The organism is Fibrobacter sp. UWB1, assembly GCF_002210325.1.
Lineage (GTDB): Bacteria > Fibrobacterota > Fibrobacteria > Fibrobacterales > Fibrobacteraceae > Fibrobacter.
In genome coordinates, this window is sequence record NZ_MWQL01000002.1 from 46,176 (window position 1) to 62,843 (window position 16,668).

A 16,668-nucleotide genomic window follows, 5' to 3' on the forward strand; every position below is an offset into this window, starting at 1 on the left:
TTCTACTTCACGATTCCGACGTCGCTCGTCTTGACGAAGCCGCGGATTTTTTCACCGAGACGGATTTCGACGAATCCACCCTGTTCCGAAAGCACCTCGAAGGTAGTGCCTTCAGAAAGCGTGTTCAGCGTTTGCGACTTGTTGTTCGGGGCGCTTGTCACGTCGGCATCTTTTGCGGTTACGACGCCTTCGATGTTGGTCTCGGCGACAAAAATCTTGTAGCCGGCACTCATCGCGATAATGCAGAAAACGCTAGATAAAGCAAACATGGTGCCGATTAGCACGTTCTTGGTTCTGCCACTGCGACTGATGCGCCTTGCGATGGCGGCAAGTGCAATAGCCCAGAAAATTCCGAGCAACACCCACATCTGAGTCCTTAATGAAAGTGCGTGGTGGGCTTTGAACAGGCCGGAGAGAAGCGGGTTTTCTTCGCCGTCTTCTTCAACCTTGTCGCGGGTCATGGCCTGCGCGTACTTGAGGTTGTGAATGATGTCGTCGTTGTTGGGGGCGAGGCGCAGAGCCGACTTGTAATAATAAATGGCAAAGCCGATCTTGCCTTCCCTAAAGTAGGCATTGCCCAAGTTGTAGTAAAGGTCTGAATTTTCGGTGCCGTTGTCAATGCAGGTGCGCCATTCGTCAATGGCTCGCTCGAATTCGCCTTCGTTATAATAGACGACGCCGGATTCGATTCCGTTGCAATGTTCCGCGGCAAAAGAGCTTGCTGTGCCAACAATCAAGACGATAAGAGAAAAAAGAAAGACTTTCAACTTCATACTTCCTACTTCCTGCTTCCTACTAATTCGCACAATTTTTCGACGTCTTTGAGCATTTGTTGCTGCTCGTCCTTGGTCGGGTTCACCGGAGCAAATCTGGCGAATGCGCACTTGTCAAGCCAGCTGTCGATAGCCGTAATGGTTTCGTTCTTGACGCCGAGCTTTTCGAGTTCTTCGTTCATTTGCGCTCTGGTCATGCCCTTGAATTCCAGGTTGGTCTTGTCGCTCAGGTAATCGATGAGGCCGTTTTCGAGGGCTGCATAAAGCGCCTTGGCGTCGCCCTTCTTTAAGGCTTCGCGGGCGTTTGCAAATCGGACCTTGAGCATCTTGTCGGCCTTGCCCTTACGCACCAGAGCGGCGTCACTGTTGTGCTTGCGGCGACTGCGCACGGCAAAGGTGACAATCAGGTAGAACGGAATCGCGGCGGCAAAAATCACCCAGTAAACAATGCTTTTGTAGGGGGCGGTCGTGTTGCTGGCATCGTTCACCTTATGGATAAAGCGGATGTCGGAACCGAGCGATTCAATTTCTTGCTTTTGCACGGCGGCGGGGCCTTGGGCGACCGGCGCCTGGAATATGGCTTCGGCAGCGGCTTCACCCTTTTCGACCACGACGTTCCAGGGGCCCGCCTTGGCGGTTTCGTAAGCCTTTTTGCTCGGGTTGAACCAGGAATAAGTAATTTCGGGAATGGTGAATTCGCCCTTCTTTTTGGGGTACAGGAACACGCGAATGTTCTTGGTCGTAATCACCTTGTTGCCAACCACCTTCTTGTTGATTTCGTTTTCGGGGGGCACCGAGCGGAATTCGCCAAAGTCGGGGAGCTTGGGGTCGGTAATGGAACCTGGCAGGCCGTCGCCCTTGATGTTGATGGTGAGCGTCATGGCTTCGCCGACCTTGAGGCTTGTGCGGTCAAAGTCGGCGTTAAAGCTGTAGTTGCCTACCATACCGCTAAAGTTGGCTGGTTTGCCCTCGGTAGGTAGCGGCTTTACGGTAATATTAATAGCAGGGGTTTGGGTTTCGGTTTCTACAGATTCCTGCTTGACGCTTCTGCTCGAGAATGTCATGCCGCCCATTTGCTTGTTTTCTTCGACCACCTTGGGTTCGCCGCGCTTGGTGTACTTGAACTTGAACGGCGGAATTTGCAGGTTTCCGCTCTTGGTGGAGGCTAACCAGGCGAACTTGGCGCTAGCCTGCATTTCGCGACGGCTGCCGTCAACCGGTTCGAACTTCATGTTGGCTAGGTCGCTGCGGTGAACGATAAAGTCGTCGCCCGTGTTCATGTCGGTGGCCTGCAGGCCGCCTTCAAAGTGCTCGTAGGTGTGGAATCCGAGCGTTACGCTGAACTGTTCGCCCTCGTAAACGGACTTCTTGCTCGGGGTAAGGCTTACGGCCAGGGCGTCATCGGTGTAGGCACGCTGAATGCTGATGGGAATGTCGCCGGTGAGGTTGCGTTTTTGGCCGTCGATGGTCAAGAAAATCTGACCGACGCTGAGTCTGCCCGTCTTTTTGGGCGCTTTTAGATTAAAGGTGTAAACGCGTGCCTTGTAACCGCCGCGACTCCCGCCACTGAAAAACGAATTGAACATGTCTTCCATGCTGGGGCGAATCACCTGGTCGGCGCTGTCGAGCTTGACGAGCGAAAAACCGTTGGCAGTCTCGATTTGTAAATCGCTACGGTTTTCAGGAAGTTCTGCTAACGGGAATACAAGCTGGAGTCCAAAGGTCTTGCCCGATTCCACTCGTTCCCGATCCACTTGCAGGGACGGCCGTGCTTGTGCGCACAGGGCAGCGGCTAGGCAAAATAAAATAATTCGTTTCATGCCCCCAAAAATACCAAATTTTAGCCTGAAAAACAAAGAAAAGGGGGGAGGTCTCCCCCTCGCTACAGCCTTCGTCTTTCGCTACCCCCTCTGCGGGCACATCCCGCAACGCCCTATCCTCCAAAGGGGGGGGGCTTTTAAAAAAAGTTGCGGAATATATATTATTTCCCCTTGACGCGTTAGTAAATTTTTGTTAAATTTGGCGCGCTGTTAAAAAATGGCGATAAAACGTCGAAAAAAAAGGATGGAAGGATAATATGTACTGCATTCTCGCTGCCCTGCTGATCAAGAGCTTCAAGAAGTACGCCAAGCGCGCTTAATTCGCCGCCTGGCTATTTTTTTTAGAATTCTCTCTCTGGTGATTACCGGTTAAGCTGAATAGGCTGACCGGTGTTTTTTTTGCCTTAATCAAAGTTAAGACTACGGCGGTAGGGGGTAAAACCGGCGTTTTTGATGAAATCTTCGGCTTGCTCGATGCTGGTGAGGCCGTGGTTCTGGAGCACGTTTTCTTCGATGACGATGCTGTTGATGTCGTCGGCGCCGCTATGTAGGCCGAGTTCGCCGAGCGAGAGTCCCATGCCAAGGAGCGAAACTTCGATGTGCGGGATGTTGTCGAGGTACAGGCGCGAAAGTGCCAGGAGCTTGAGGTATTCGTCGCCGCGCACGTGGCGGATCGGGAACTTGTCTGTCTGCGGCTGGAATGTCCAAACCACAAAACTCTTGAATCCGTGCGCGATGTCCTGAGTCTTGCGCACGTATTCCAGGTGCTCGATGATTTCTTCGGGCGTCTCGACGCTACCGAAGACGATGTTTGCGCTACCGGGGAGCCCCTTCTTGTGGCAGGTGGCGAGCGTGTCGCACCAGACTTGGGCGGGCAATTTTTTCGGGCTCAGGATTTGACGCATACGGTCGGAGAGAATCTCGGCGCCGGCACCCGGCACAGAACTCAGGCCCGCCTCTTTAAGAATATCTAGCAGCTCGTCGAGCGTGATTCCGTTGAATTCGGCGATGCGCACGAGCTCCACCGGCGAAAAACCGCGAACTTTCACGTCGAGTTCTTGCGTAAGCATTTTCAGAACATCGGTGTAGTATTCAAGCGGAATATCCTTGTTCACGCCACCTTGCAAAAAAATCTGGTCGGCTCCTTTGGCCTTCGCTTCGAGCGTTTTCTTTCGGATTTCGTCCAAACTAAGCACGTAGGCTTCTGGATTATGCGCCGGGCGGCAAAAGCTGCAAAAGCTGCAAGTGATTTCGCAGACATTCGTGTAATTCACAATGCGAAAAGCCGTATAGCCCACCTTGTTGCCCGGATTGATCCGGTGGCGCACGGTGTTGGCGGCCTGGGCGACCTCGGTCCACGGGGCGTTCTTCAGAATGTCGAGTGCTTCGGCGGGGGAGAGGCGGTTGCCTTCGATTGCTTTTTGCAAAAGGGAATTCATCGCTGAGTAAGATAGAAAAAAGTGGCCGTTCTTTTCTATGTACTTAATTGGGAGCATCGCCCCCTTTGTACGTCAAAAGGGCTTTTTTTTTGAAAGTTGCGAGCCAAAATCCCTGCGATAATTGTATTTTTCTTTCGGTACCGAACGATACCTTTAAAAATGCACAAATTGCAAAAAAAGGTGAATACTATGCAAGTTGATTTGAATACTGTCGATTGGAAGACGCTCCCCTTCGGTTATTATGACACCGATTACAATGTACGCTGCTACTACCGCAATGGTCAGTGGGGCAAGATTGAGCTGTCATCTTCCAAGGACATTAGCATCCACATGGCCGCTACTTGCTTGCATTACGGCCAGGAAGGTTTTGAAGGCCTCAAGGCTTACACGGGCAAGGACGGCAAGGTCCGTATTTTCCGCGTCGACGAAAACGCCAAGCGCATGCAGAATACCGCGAACCGCGTACTCATGGCTGTGCCGCCTGTTGAATTGTTCCGCGAAATGGTCCACACCGTGGTGAAGGCCAACAAGCGCTTTGTTCCGCCGTATGGCTACGGTGCAACGCTCTATATTCGTCCGCTCCTCATCGGTATGAGCCCGGAAGTGGGCGTGAAGCCTGCTGATGAATACTTGCTCATGATGTTCGTGACTCCGGTGGGTCCGTACTTCAAGGACGGGTTCAAGCCGGTCGACATGATGATCAGCCGCAACTTCGACCGCGCCGCTCCGCAGGGTACGGGTACGGTGAAGGTCGGCGGTAACTACGCTGCCAGCTTGCTTTCCCTCGCCGAAGCCAAGAAACTCGGCTACTCCAGCACCATCTACCTGGATGCGAAGGAAAAGAAGTACATCGACGAATGTGGTCCGGCAAACTTCTTCGGTATCAAGGGCAAGACCTACGTGACCCCGAAGTCCGAATCCATTTTGCCGTCTATCACCAACAAGAGTTTGCAGCAGCTGGCTGAACACCTCGGCTACACTGTGGAACGCCGCCAGGTTCCGTTCGAAGAACTCGCTGAATTCTCCGAAACTGCCGAATGCGGTACCGCCGCCGTGATTACCCCGATCAAGAAGATCGTGGATCCGGTTGCCGGCAAGGAATTCACCTACGGTGACGGCAAGAATCCGGGCCCGGTCTGCACGGAACTCTTCACGAAGTACACCGCTATCCAGTTCGGTGAAGCACCCGACCCGTTCGGCTGGACTGAAGTGGTGGAACTGTAGTAGGTCGCGACTCCGTCGCTTTGAGCGATGAGGTCGCTCGTCTTCGACTCGCTTCGAGGTATGAGCGAATTTGAAAATTTCCCGCGGAGAAATCTGCGGGAATTTTTTGTGATTGCGATAATTGCGTTTCTACATCAAATAATATATATTGGTAAATAATGCGCTTGGGCTATGAAGGGGCTGTCTATGGCTTGTATTAAATGGTTTGTTTTTCTAGGCTTTGTAGTCATGCTCGCCGCTTGTGGGGACGACAGTGATTTGGTCATTGAAACGTCTTTCGATGCGGCTGTTGAAGATATCGAAGATTCTTCTAGCAGTAGTGGTAGGGTCGAGTCTTCGTCCAGTAGCGCGGTGTATTCGTCTGCCGAAGAAAATTCTTCAAGTAGTTCGGAATTTGCGGAGGAAGAAAAAGGCAGGACTATTTCCGGTGTTGCCCAGAAGGGGCCGTTCGTCGCCGGGTCCACTGTCAAACTTTACGAATTGGATGAAAAAACTTTGACTAAAACGGGAAAGTTTTTTTCTGGAGAAGTCGATTCAGTTGGTGATGGTGGGTTCAAGGTGTCGAATGTGGAATTGACGAGCCCGTATGCTCTTTTTGAGGTGACAGGCAAGTTCCGTAATGAGCTGGCAGGCAAGTTCCCTCATGAGGTGATAGGTGAAGAGTCTAGCGATGAAATCACCTTGCGTGCTCTAGCCAATCTTGATGAACGCGAAAAGGTGAATGTCAACTTGCTTACGCATATGACGTATGAACGTATTCTTTTCCTGTTCGGGAAGGGGATGGACTTTGCTGCTGCCAAGAAACAGGCCGAGTCCGAAGTTTCCAAAGCGTTTTATTTTGGTCGCGAATTTGAAAATTTTGAAGACATAAATATTTTTGGCGATAGCGAAGAAAGTGCTGCTTTGCTTGCTACTAGCGTTCTTGTTGGCCGTAACGAGAATTATTTGATTATGTTCCTGGACACTTTTGGGAATGATTTTAGGAAGGATGGTACATGGAATGACGAAACCACTAGATACAATGTTGGAACCAGGTTTGATTACGATGTGCAGATTGTAGAACGAATCCATAATAATATTATGGGTTGGAAAAGCGGTCCTGTTCCGAAATTTGGAAAGTATATAAAGAAGATGTTGTGTGGCTTTCGAGGTTGGAGCAAATGCAATGTAGAATGTAAAGATGAAGGTGCTTTTATTCGCACAGGCAACAATTCATGGGATATTTGCCGAGGTGGCGCGTTTTTTCGTGCTGATTACTCAACTGTAGATACGTATGGATGGGCTGCAGGAACTGATGGGGAACTACAGAAAGGCGACTCGACGGGTCGTATATATAAGTATGACGAAGACTTAAAGGCGTGGATAATAGCGGATTATGTAAGCTATGACTATGTTACCCTTATGCTCAATGGATGTACGCATAAGCGTGAAGGCGAAATTGGCTTGAATCCCAGGGATAAAACCTATTATGTTTGCGCGTATTATATGGATTCTGAAGTAGGAATAGATGGATACGATTGGAAGAGAGCGCGGGAAATAGATTTCATTAAGCGAGATAATAAATGCGATAGTGAAGACTTTGGCCGGATTATTGCCGGAATAGATACCGTCACAAATAGATATTACTGTTCCGCGAATGGTTGGGTGGATTTTATGGCATGGAGTTTTGATGTGCCGAAGGAATACCGTTTTTATCCAGATATTGATTATGGATCCATGACAGACAAACGTGACGGCAAGACGTATAGGACTGTAAAGATTGGTAACCAGACCTGGATGGCAGAAAACTTGAATTATGCGGGTGACGGGATAGGGCATTGCTACGATGATGTCTCTGAAAACTGCGAAACGGGAGGGCGCCTTTATAAATGGGATGTGGCAAGGGATGTTTGTCCCGAAGGCTGGCATTTGCCATCAAAGAAAGAGTTCGAAACATTGTTCTCTGCTGTAAAACGAGTGTATGACAAATATGACAAGGCGCAATACAGTCTTGCCGATATGTTCAAGGCTACCAGCGGTTGGAAGAATGAATACACGAGCTGGACTCAAGGCCTAGATGTGGTCGGTTTTTCTGCGGTGCCTGCAGGAGGAAAGCATATTTATTCATACCGCATGCCTGAATACAACCTTGCTGGCAGTTTTGCGTTTTTCTTGACTTCAACTGAATACAATGAAAGATACGTGTACGTGATGCTGTTGGGAACGGATGAAGCCTCTGTAGTATACGATTATGAGGAAGGCGTTCCTCATTATGACTCCAAGGAATCGGAATTTTCTGTTCGTTGCCTCAAGGATGCGAAATAATCGACGGAGGTGATTATGGTTTATACAAAATGGCATGTCTTGTTAAGCATTGTTGTCTTGCTTGTTGCTTGCGGGAACGACGATTTGGTAGTGGAAACGTCTATCGACTCGTCTGTAGAAGATATAGAAGAAATATCCTCCAGCAGCAGCGCTAAGGTAAAGTTGTCGTCTAGCAGCAAGGGTATTTCGTCTGCCAAAGAGAATGTCTCGAGTAGTTCGGCGCGCGAACCGGATTCTTCGGCGACAGACTCCGTGCCTGCAGCAGTCATCAAGGACAAGACGATTTACGGTGTTGCCCAGAAGGGACCGTTCCGCGCTGGAACCAAAGTCAAGATTTACGAACTGGATGCAAAAACCTTTGCCCAAACTGGAAAATATTTTGAAGGAAAAGTTCAGTCAGATAAAGACGGCTCGTTTGTTGTGCCAGGAGTGACCTTGTCGAGCCCTTATGTCCTTTTCGAAGTTTCGGGCAGTAATATTACCTTGAACGCACTCGCCGACCTGAGCGACCATGATACGGTGAATGTCAATGTGCTTACGCACTTGGAACAGGATCGCGTCTTTTATCTGCTCGAACAAGGACTCAAATTTTTTTCAGCTAAGATACTGGCCGAGGTTGATGTCTTAAGCGCGTTTTACATTATGGGCTCGTTTGCAAGTTTTGTAGACATGAGTATTGCCGGCGATAAGGGAAGTGCAGAGTTGCTCGCTGTTAGTGTACTCTCGCTATGCTATGGTGGCGAAAGCAAATTAGCGGAATTCTTGAAGGATTTTGCAGCTGACATCAAGGAAGACGGTAAATGGAATGACGAAATTGCCAAAGCAAAAATTGCGGATGAAGCGCAAAATAAATATTTTGAAGGAAAACTTGATGCAATCTACCGGGATATCTTGGGTTGGAAAATAGGTTCTCTTCCGAGTAGTCAAGACTATATAAAGCGTATAAATGATTTCTGGTCTAGAATTTATGACATTGGTTTTTGTCCTGCTTATCCTGCTTATAGTACAGACTCTGTGGCAAGGCATGTCAATAATAAGAATAGTTCAATTTATGACTCCGACATTTGCTTTTATTGCAAGAAATCGAAAATTTGGACTTGGCTCAGGGGGTCGTGTATAGATGGACCTGTAGATGAACCTAAACAAGAGGAAGTCCCTGCTTCTGGGTTTGATGGCCAGTTGCGTGAAGGTGACAGGGGTGATGTAGAAAAGTTCGACGAAATTCTTGGTCGCTGGGTGGACGCTAACGAAGAAGATCGTACACTTATGCTCGATGGCTGTACTTTTAAGCGCCGTGGAGAAATTAGCAAAAGTCCTAAAGATGGAGCCTATTACTATTGCGATAGTTGCCCTGATGCTATTCTTTGGTATAATAATGGTGCGGCACCTGGCGAACCCCCAAGTTGGCGGAAAGCGGTGGATGTAGATTTCGTTAGGCGCGATGAAAAATGTGAAGCTGGAGATGTTGGCCGGATCATTGAAAGGGCTGATAGCGTTACCGGGAGCTTTTACTGTACGGTGAATGGTTGGACTAATTTGAAGGACTGGAGCTATGATGTGCCGAAGGAATTCCGTTTTAATCCGGATATTGATTATGGAACCATGACGGACGATCGTGACGGTAAAAAGTACAAGACCGTGAAAATCGGAGACCAGGTCTGGATGGCCGAAAATCTGAATTACGCCGGCCCTAATGATGACATTAGCCGTTGTTACGAAGATGCGCCTGTAACCTGTGAAGCTGGGGGACGATTGTACAGTTTGTCTGTGGCGGATACCGTTTGCCCCAGTGGTTGGCACTTGCCTAAAAAGGAAGAATTTGAAATTTTGCTTACGACCGTGGGTGGAATAGATAAAGCTAGCAATGAGCTCAGGTCTATCAGTGGTTGGACGAATGATTACAGCGGTTCAGATGCCTATGGATTTTCTGCGGTGCCTACTGGAGGAGCGTTAGTTGAATCGCATTATGGAGATTTTTTCAGTTACAGCGGCTATAGCGCGTTTTTCTTCTCTAGCGATGGATACGTCTTGTCCATTCAGCTATGGGGGAGGACGTCCTTTTCTGGCAAGGGAGGTGCTGTCAATGATCCTAATGAAGCTTTACTTCCTGTCCGTTGCCTCAAGGATGCGGAATAGCCGAACGGCGTAAAATGCCTCGCACCTCAATCATCCCAAGCGTTCTTTAAGGCGGGTGTAGCGGCGGGTGCTGCGGTTGTTGCGGACGGCCTGGTGGAAGGCGCCGGGAGCAGAGAGAATCCACACGTGGCCTTTCGCGCGGGTAATTGCCGTGTAGATTAAGTTGCGTTGCAACATCACGTAGTGGCTGGAGTCGAGAATCACGATGACGGCGGGGTATTCGCTGCCCTGGCTCTTGTGGATGGTGCAGGCGTAGGCGAGTTGCAGTTCGTCGAGTTCGTCGTCTTGGTAGGTGATGAGCTTGTCGTCGAAGAAGACGGCGATTTTCCGCTTTTCTTTGTAGATGCTGTAGACGATTCCGACGTCGCCGTTAAAGACGTTCTTGTCGTAGTTGTTCTTGATTTGCATGACGCGGTCGCCCACGCTCCAGCCGATGCCGACCATCTTGTGGCGCGGAACGCCCGGGTTCAAGAGGTCTTGTAGGAACGGGTTCAGCTCAATGATGCCAAGCGGACCTTTGCGCATGGGGACAAGAATCTGCAAGTCGGATTTAAGGTCGATGTCGATTTTGCTACGCACGCCGGTGGCGATGAGTCGCTGTAAGTGGAGCTTGGCTTCTTCGGGCGTTTCGAACGGGACAAAGTGGAAGTTCGGGCCTTCGATCGGGGCGGGCGTTATGCCCTGATTGATTTTAGCGGCCTTGTCGGCGATGTCGTTGTCGCCGGATTGCCTAAAGATGTGCTGCAGGCGCACACTTGGAATGCGCGGACACTGCAGCAGATCGTTGAGGACGTTGCCCGGGCCCACGCTCGGGAGCTGGTCGGCATCGCCTACAAAGACGATGCGGGCCGTTTCGGGCACGGCGTCGAGGAGCGAGGCCGCAAGCCAGGTGTCAACCATACTGAATTCGTCGACAATCAGCAAGTTGCAGTCAAGCTTGTTGAATTCGTTCTTGTTGAATTTTTTGGTGACGGGGTCGACATCGAGCAGGCGGTGAATGGTGTAGGCCTTTTCGCCGCAGCAGTCGCCCATGCGCTTGGCCGCGCGGCCCGTAGGGGCGGCGAGCAGAATGTTTTCGCCCATTTTGCGGGCGAGGTGAAGGATTCCCTTGAGAATCGTCGTCTTGCCGGTGCCTGGGCCGCCGGTAATGATACAAATCTTGTGTGCGGTCGCTAGGCGAATCGCTTCGCGCTGCACAGGGTGAAAACTGAACTTGTGTTCGCGTTCCCAGTCGACGAGTTCGCGCTCGAAACCGTAAGTGGGCAACTCGTTTTCGTTAAGTCTGCGCTTGATGATTTCGGCGATTTTCTGCTCCGCATTGTCGAGCGGCGGAAAGAAACAATCATCGCCGTGGCGCTTGATGCGGCCCGCTTCGCAAATGCGTTTGAACTGATCCAATAGATTTTGAATCGCGTCGTCGTCGGTGACATCGATGCGCAAATTCTTGAGCGTGCGGCCGATTAAATCGTTGCTCGGCAAGTAACAGTGACCGTCCGAAAGTGAAGCCTCTTGCAGCGAGTAAAGAATCGCCTCTTGCAGGCGCATGGGGCTGTCTTTGGGGATGCCGACTTTCATTGCGATTTCGTCGGCTTTCAAGAATCCGATTCCCCAGATTTCTTCGCAGAGAATGTAGGGGTTTTCGCGGATTTTGCTGATGGTGTCCTGCCCGAATTTCATCCACAGCTTTTTTGCAACGCTGCCCGTGATCTCGTGATTGTACAGGAACAATAAGGTTTCGCGGCTGTGGCGATTTTCTTGCCAGCTGGCGAGGAACTGTTCTACCTTCGCGGCCGAAAGTCCCTTGATTTTCTTGGCTCGGAAACGGTCCGGCTCGTAGTCCAGAATATCGCGAAGTTCGTCGTCGAAAGTTTCGACGATGGCCTTAGCCGTCTTGGGGCCTATCCCTGGGAAAAGCCCGCTGCCGAGGTAGGCTTCCAGATTATTGCTTTGCGTTTCGACGATTTCGAAATGCTTGGCCTGGAACTGTTCGCCGAATTTAGGGTGGCGTCCCCAGTCTCCTTCGAAGCGCAGATTTTCGCCTACGGAAAGTTCAGGCAAGGTGCCCGTAACGACCACCACCTTCTTGGTGTTGCTATCAATAAGCCGCAGCACGGTGAAGCCGTTCTGCGGACTATGAAAGGTAATGGACTTGACGGAACCTTCGAGAACCATTTATTGAGCTTTGGGGACCTTGCCTTCGTCCAGTTCGGGGTTCCAGCGGTCAGGATCGAAACCTTCCATCTTGGTGAGCGTCTTGCCCCTAGTGCAAAGCAGGAATCCGAGAATGACGGCGTCGTGCAGGGCAATCACAAGGGCGGTCTTGTAGTCGAGACCGAAGCCCAGCGGAGCACCCTTCAGGTTTTCGGGGCTCACCCAAAGAATATAGTCGCAAGTAATGAAGGTCATGAACATGCACGGAATGAGTGCAATCCAGAAGTTCTTCTTTTTGCTGCGCAGGTAAACCGTGGCCACACAAAGGCTGCACACGGCCATGAGTTGGTTGCTCCAGCTGAAGTAATTCCACAGGATGTTGAATCCTTCGGGGTTCAGATTGCTCCAGAAGATGATGATGGCGCAAATGGCGAACATAGGCACAGTAAGAAGCAGACGGTTGCGAATGGAGGTCTGTTCCATGCCGGTGAGTTCTGCAATCGTGAGGCGTAGGCTTCTAAGGCTAGTGTCGCCACTGGTGATAGCAAGGACAATCACGCCCACGACAACGAGAATCGAAATCGGAGCCCAGGGAATCACGGTAGAAACGAGGACGCTCAAGACCTTGACGCCCGAAGCGCCAGTCAGGAGTTCCGGCATCTGGTGGTAAATGAACATGCCGCCGGCGGCCCAGACCATGCCGATCAGGCCTTCGATAATCATCATGCCGTAGAAGGTCTGACGGCCTGTTCTTTCGGTGACTTCGGTGCGGGCGACAAGCGGGCTCTGCGTGCTGTGGAAACCGCTAATGATACCGCAAGCAATCGTCACGAAAAGCATCGGGATAATCGGCTGGCCAGCCGGATGCTTGTGGAAGTTGCTCATGATGTCGCTAAAGCAGAATTCGTCGAGTACGTTCAGGTTCGGGACGATTCCCACGAAAATGGCGAGGGAGGCAAGAATCAGGAGTGCACCGAAAATTGGGTAGATACGTCCGATAATTTTATCGATGGGGAAGAAGGTGCTCGCAAAGTAGTAGACGAAAATGCAGGCGACCGCGACCCAGAACAAGGTGGGCGATACGGCAGAACCAGCAAGAATCGGGGTGTTGATAAGGGCTGCAGGCGTGTTGGTGAAGACGGCGCCCACCAAAATCAGGGCGACCGAAATAAGCGTCATCACGACCTTGGCTGGACCCTTGCCCAGGAACTTGCGGGAAAGTGCCGGCACGTTGTAGCCGTTGTTGCGCATGCTGACCATGCCGCTAAAATAGTCGTGCACGGCGCCGCCAAGCACGTTGCCGATAGGCAGCAGAATGAACACGATGGCGCCGAACTTGATGCCCAAAATCACGCCAATCACAGGACCGATGCCTGCAATGTTCAAAAGCTGGATAAGGACGTTTTTCCAGTGCGCCATGGGAACGCGGTCAACGCCATCCGGGTTTTCGAGGGCGGGAGTCTTGCGGTCGTCGGGGCCGAAGACATGTTCAACGAATTTTCCGTAAGTAAAGTATCCGCCGATAAGAATCGCGATACCGATCAGGAATGTAATCATGTGATGCCTTCTTTGTTTTAAGTTAAAAGTAGAAAGTTTTTATTCTTCGTTAAAAGTATCTTCGGTAGAGGCCTCAGCAGAGTTTTCTTCTGCTGCAGGTGCTTCGGGCGCCTCAACCGGTTCATCAGCCGGAGTTTCTTCTATGGTGGAGGCTTGTTCTACCGGGGCCTCGGTTTCGCTGGACTGCGTTTTCACGTTCCCGCCGCGGACATAACCCTTATCCTTGGCAATTTCGTCGGGAGTCTTGTCCTTGCCGAATTGCGACTTGAAGTAGAGCACGTTTGTCGTGAAGCTGGACTTGCCGGCGTAATCGTAGCCGATAACCGGGTGGAACGAGTTGATTTGCAAGGCGATTGCAATGCCGAAACGGAATCCGTTGTTGCCCTTGACGGTAATGTCGGGGTAGATTTCGTTCTTTCTGAAGTTGGTGTAAGGGTCGATCTGGTAGAGTTCGCCATAAGACAGCATTTCGGCACTCTGGTAGCCAAGCGACATCATGACTTCGAAGAAGTTGACGGGCTTGTAACCGAAAACGAACGAGAAGTTGTGCGTAGAAACATCGAGGCCAAGCTTGCCATCGAATTCGTCGGGGCGGTAGCCGATGCTGCTGGAATTGTAACCGTAAACAATGCTCACGTCAAACGGCTGGGCGGCTTTCGGGAGCATGTACTGGAAAAAGTGCCCGAAGCTGTACTGGAATCCGATGCCGAACAGGCTGAATTTACGGAGGTCGCTGATGGAGGGCAGGTACATCATGCGGAGTACGGCTCTGAAGTGGTAGAAGCTTGCGCCCATTTGCAGGTAGGGGTAGGTGAATACGCCGAGACCGTTCAGGGTCTTGATTCCGTAAATGGTGTCGGAAGGTGCTTCCGGGTTGCCGTGGTCGCCAAAGATAGTCGGCTTGCCATCGTAGCTCTTGTCGTCATCGCCAATGGGAATGATTGAAATCGGAAGGCCCGCTTCGAAGGTGAAACTCTGCGGTACGGAAGCGCTTGCATACCAGTTGCTGTTGAGCACGTTGCCCAGGTTGTCGATAATGGGCTTGACGTAACCGGAACGATTGCCGTATTGGCTGTCGAACGCGGACATGGATTCAAACTGGGTGGCCCAACCGCTATCGTCCATAGCGGTTGCTGCTGCGGCTCCCATAATAAGCGCTGCGAGAAATAGCTTTTTCATACGCCGCCAAAGATAGAAAAAAGCGAGTGCAGCGCAAGTTTAGCTTGCTGAAACTTGCATTGCCGAGCTGCACTATCTTGCCCTTTAGGGCAAATTAGAAAAGGCGCCGCTTGGGCGCCCTGTGTTAAAATTGGTACTGCACCGAAACGCTGGCAAAAACGAATGATTGCCACAAATACGGGTCTAGATCATTGTTGTCGATTCTAGAACAATGCACGTTCTTGAACCAGTTTTCGTAAATCTTGATGGCCGGAACCATGGCCAGATTTTCGGTAATGTAATAGTGGATGTTTGCAATGAAGGCGACTGCAGAACCCATAAATTCAGAGTCGTAGACGTCGCTCCCGAAGAAGGCGGAATTTTCGGATTTCACGCTGCTGTAAGAATAGCCTGCGCCAAGACCGATCTGGAAAAATTCCGGATAGAATAAGTTGTATGTAACTTCAAGTCCGGCACGCCAAATGCGCACGTCCTGCTGGTAGGAGTCTTCGGGAAACCCGATGATGTCTTGTTTCGATTTCCAATACTGGAATCCGAGTCCGAAGGTGAATGCGCCGAGGTTCACGCCCACCATGAAATCGGGGGCTGCGGTAAACGCGATTGAAGGCGGGTGAATGTCGCCCTTGACTCCGGCGGTATCTTTGCCGGTAAGGACGCGGTCGTTAAAGTCGCCCTTGGAAACCTGCGCGCCAAAGCCTGCGCTTACATAGTAGGTGCGCGGCCAGTAATAATCTTCGGCAAATGTGAATCCGGCACAAAGGCAAATAAGCAATGCAATAACTTTCAGTTTTTTCATTTTTAACCCCTAACCAATAACCCTTATTTGCTGGCATAGTAGAACATGGCGTCGATGCACTTCTTGGCGGCAACGCGGGTTGCTTCGTCAAGTTCTACGTGCTGAGCCTTTTCCGGATGACGCAAGGTTTCCAAAATGTTTTCGAGCGAGTTCGACTTCATGTACTTGCACATGCTGCAGCTGCCAATGAAGGTCTTGTTCGGAAATTCGTACTGCATGCGAGCGTTCAGGCCGCATTCGGTGAGGAGCAGGAAAGGCGTACCTTCGGGCTGCTCCTTGATGTAGTTCACCATCTGGCCGGTGCTGCCCACGTAGTCGCTGAGGAGGGCGACGCCCGGGTGGCATTCGGGGTGGCTTACGACCTTGAGGCCCGGGTTCTGGCTGCGGAAGAAATTGATGAGTTCGGAATCGTAGGTCTCGTGAACGTAGCAGCAGCCGCTGTGGAGCACGATTTCTTTCTTGATGCCGCGCTTCTGCATTTCGTCGATCAGGTTCTGGCCCATGAGACCGTCCGGCACGAATACGATCTTGTCGTTTTCGAGGCTAGAGACAATCTTCATCACGTTGCTGCTGGTGACGCACACGTCGCAGTTCGCCTTCACGTCGGCGGTGGTGTTGATGTAGCACACGAAGGTGTGGTCGGGGTACTTTTCGCGGAGTGCCTTGACCTCGGCGCCGGTAATGGAGTCGGCGAGGCTGCAACCCGTGAGCGGGCCCGGAATCAGAACGTCCTTGGTCGGGTTCAAAATTTTGGCGGTTTCGCCCATAAAGCGCACTGCAGAGAACACGATTGTCTTCGCGCTTACCTTGGTGGCGTCCTGGCTCAGCTTGAAACTGTCGCCGTCATAGTCGGCCACGCCCAGAATGATTTCGGGGGCAACATAGCTGTGGGCGAGGATCACGGCATCGCGTTCCTTTTTCAGTTCGTTGATTTCGTTGATGAGCGGGAGCATCTGTTCGCACTTTTCCATGGAATAGGTGCAAAGGACGGCGCCCGGCTGAATTGTGCTAAGACGTTTGTAGAGTTCTTCTGCTGTCATGAGCCTAAATATAGCAAATTGTAAAAATATTTCTATATTTGAAAGCGAAAAGTTTCCTGTGCCCTGAAAAGCCCATGCGGGAGCCCTACTGGGTGGCCCGCAAGGAGAGAATCCCGTGAGAGCCGGGAGCGGTCGCGCCGCTGTAAGGGAGGACGAAACCGGCATGAACCAATGTCGCTTGCGATGTGAAGGAGCCGGGAGTAGAGTGAGCCCCGAGCCAGAAGAACTGTGGGAAACGCTTTTTGAGGA

The 16,668-nt window shown here is 51.1% G+C and carries 11 protein-coding genes and 1 riboswitch; of the genes, 3 read left to right on the top strand and 8 right to left on the bottom strand.

What is annotated here, in order from left to right; all coding sequences use genetic code 11:
• Window positions 1–2: 2 nt before the first annotated feature.
• From B7988_RS01795 to B7988_RS01805, 3 genes are all read right to left on the bottom strand, one after another.
• Window positions 3–773, bottom strand: coding sequence for a tetratricopeptide repeat protein (locus B7988_RS01795; RefSeq protein WP_088656620.1), 771 nt, complete (start codon window positions 771–773; stop codon window positions 3–5).
• 5 nt (window positions 774–778) lie between these two features.
• Complete coding sequence (locus B7988_RS01800; RefSeq protein WP_088656621.1) at window positions 779–2,593, bottom strand: BatD family protein; 1,815 nt, start codon at window positions 2,591–2,593, stop codon at window positions 779–781.
• A gap of 404 nt (window positions 2,594–2,997) precedes the next feature.
• Complete coding sequence (locus B7988_RS01805; RefSeq protein ID WP_088656788.1) at window positions 2,998–4,032, bottom strand: radical SAM protein; 1,035 nt, start codon at window positions 4,030–4,032, stop codon at window positions 2,998–3,000.
• Between the two features lie 159 nt (window positions 4,033–4,191).
• Here B7988_RS01805 and B7988_RS01810 point away from each other — a divergent pair, with 159 nt between their 5' ends.
• From B7988_RS01810 to B7988_RS01820, 3 genes are all read left to right on the top strand, one after another.
• Entirely contained in the window at window positions 4,192–5,256 is a 1,065-nt protein-coding gene (locus B7988_RS01810) for a branched-chain amino acid aminotransferase (RefSeq protein ID WP_073323236.1), read from the top strand.
• 186 nt (window positions 5,257–5,442) lie between these two features.
• Window positions 5,443–7,560 (top strand): fibrobacter succinogenes major paralogous domain-containing protein, encoded by a 2,118-nt coding sequence (locus tag B7988_RS14805; protein WP_170930509.1) that lies wholly within the window; start codon window positions 5,443–5,445, stop codon window positions 7,558–7,560.
• Window positions 7,561–7,575: 15 nt separating this feature from the next.
• A complete protein-coding gene (locus tag B7988_RS01820) occupies window positions 7,576–9,696 on the top strand; it encodes an FISUMP domain-containing protein (protein WP_088656622.1) in 2,121 nt (706 codons plus the stop codon).
• Between the two features lie 30 nt (window positions 9,697–9,726).
• On the opposite strand, the gene B7988_RS01825 is transcribed toward B7988_RS01820, so the two are convergent.
• The 5 genes from B7988_RS01825 to nadA form a co-directional block, all read right to left on the bottom strand.
• Entirely contained in the window at window positions 9,727–11,868 is a 2,142-nt protein-coding gene (locus B7988_RS01825) for an ATP-dependent RecD-like DNA helicase (protein WP_088656623.1), read from the bottom strand.
• Entirely contained in the window at window positions 11,869–13,404 is a 1,536-nt protein-coding gene (locus B7988_RS01830) for a carbon starvation CstA family protein (protein ID WP_073323228.1), read from the bottom strand.
• A gap of 39 nt (window positions 13,405–13,443) precedes the next feature.
• A complete protein-coding gene (locus tag B7988_RS01835) occupies window positions 13,444–14,583 on the bottom strand; it encodes a DUF6588 family protein (RefSeq protein WP_141225526.1) in 1,140 nt (379 codons plus the stop codon).
• A 124-nt stretch (window positions 14,584–14,707) separates the two neighbouring features.
• Window positions 14,708–15,379, bottom strand: a complete 672-nt coding sequence (locus tag B7988_RS01840; protein WP_088656625.1) for a hypothetical protein — start codon at window positions 15,377–15,379, stop codon at window positions 14,708–14,710.
• 23 nt (window positions 15,380–15,402) lie between these two features.
• Window positions 15,403–16,419 (bottom strand): quinolinate synthase NadA, encoded by a 1,017-nt coding sequence (gene nadA, locus B7988_RS01845; RefSeq protein ID WP_170930510.1) that lies wholly within the window; start codon window positions 16,417–16,419, stop codon window positions 15,403–15,405.
• A 55-nt stretch (window positions 16,420–16,474) separates the two neighbouring features.
• Window positions 16,475–16,668: riboswitch (cobalamin riboswitch) on the top strand.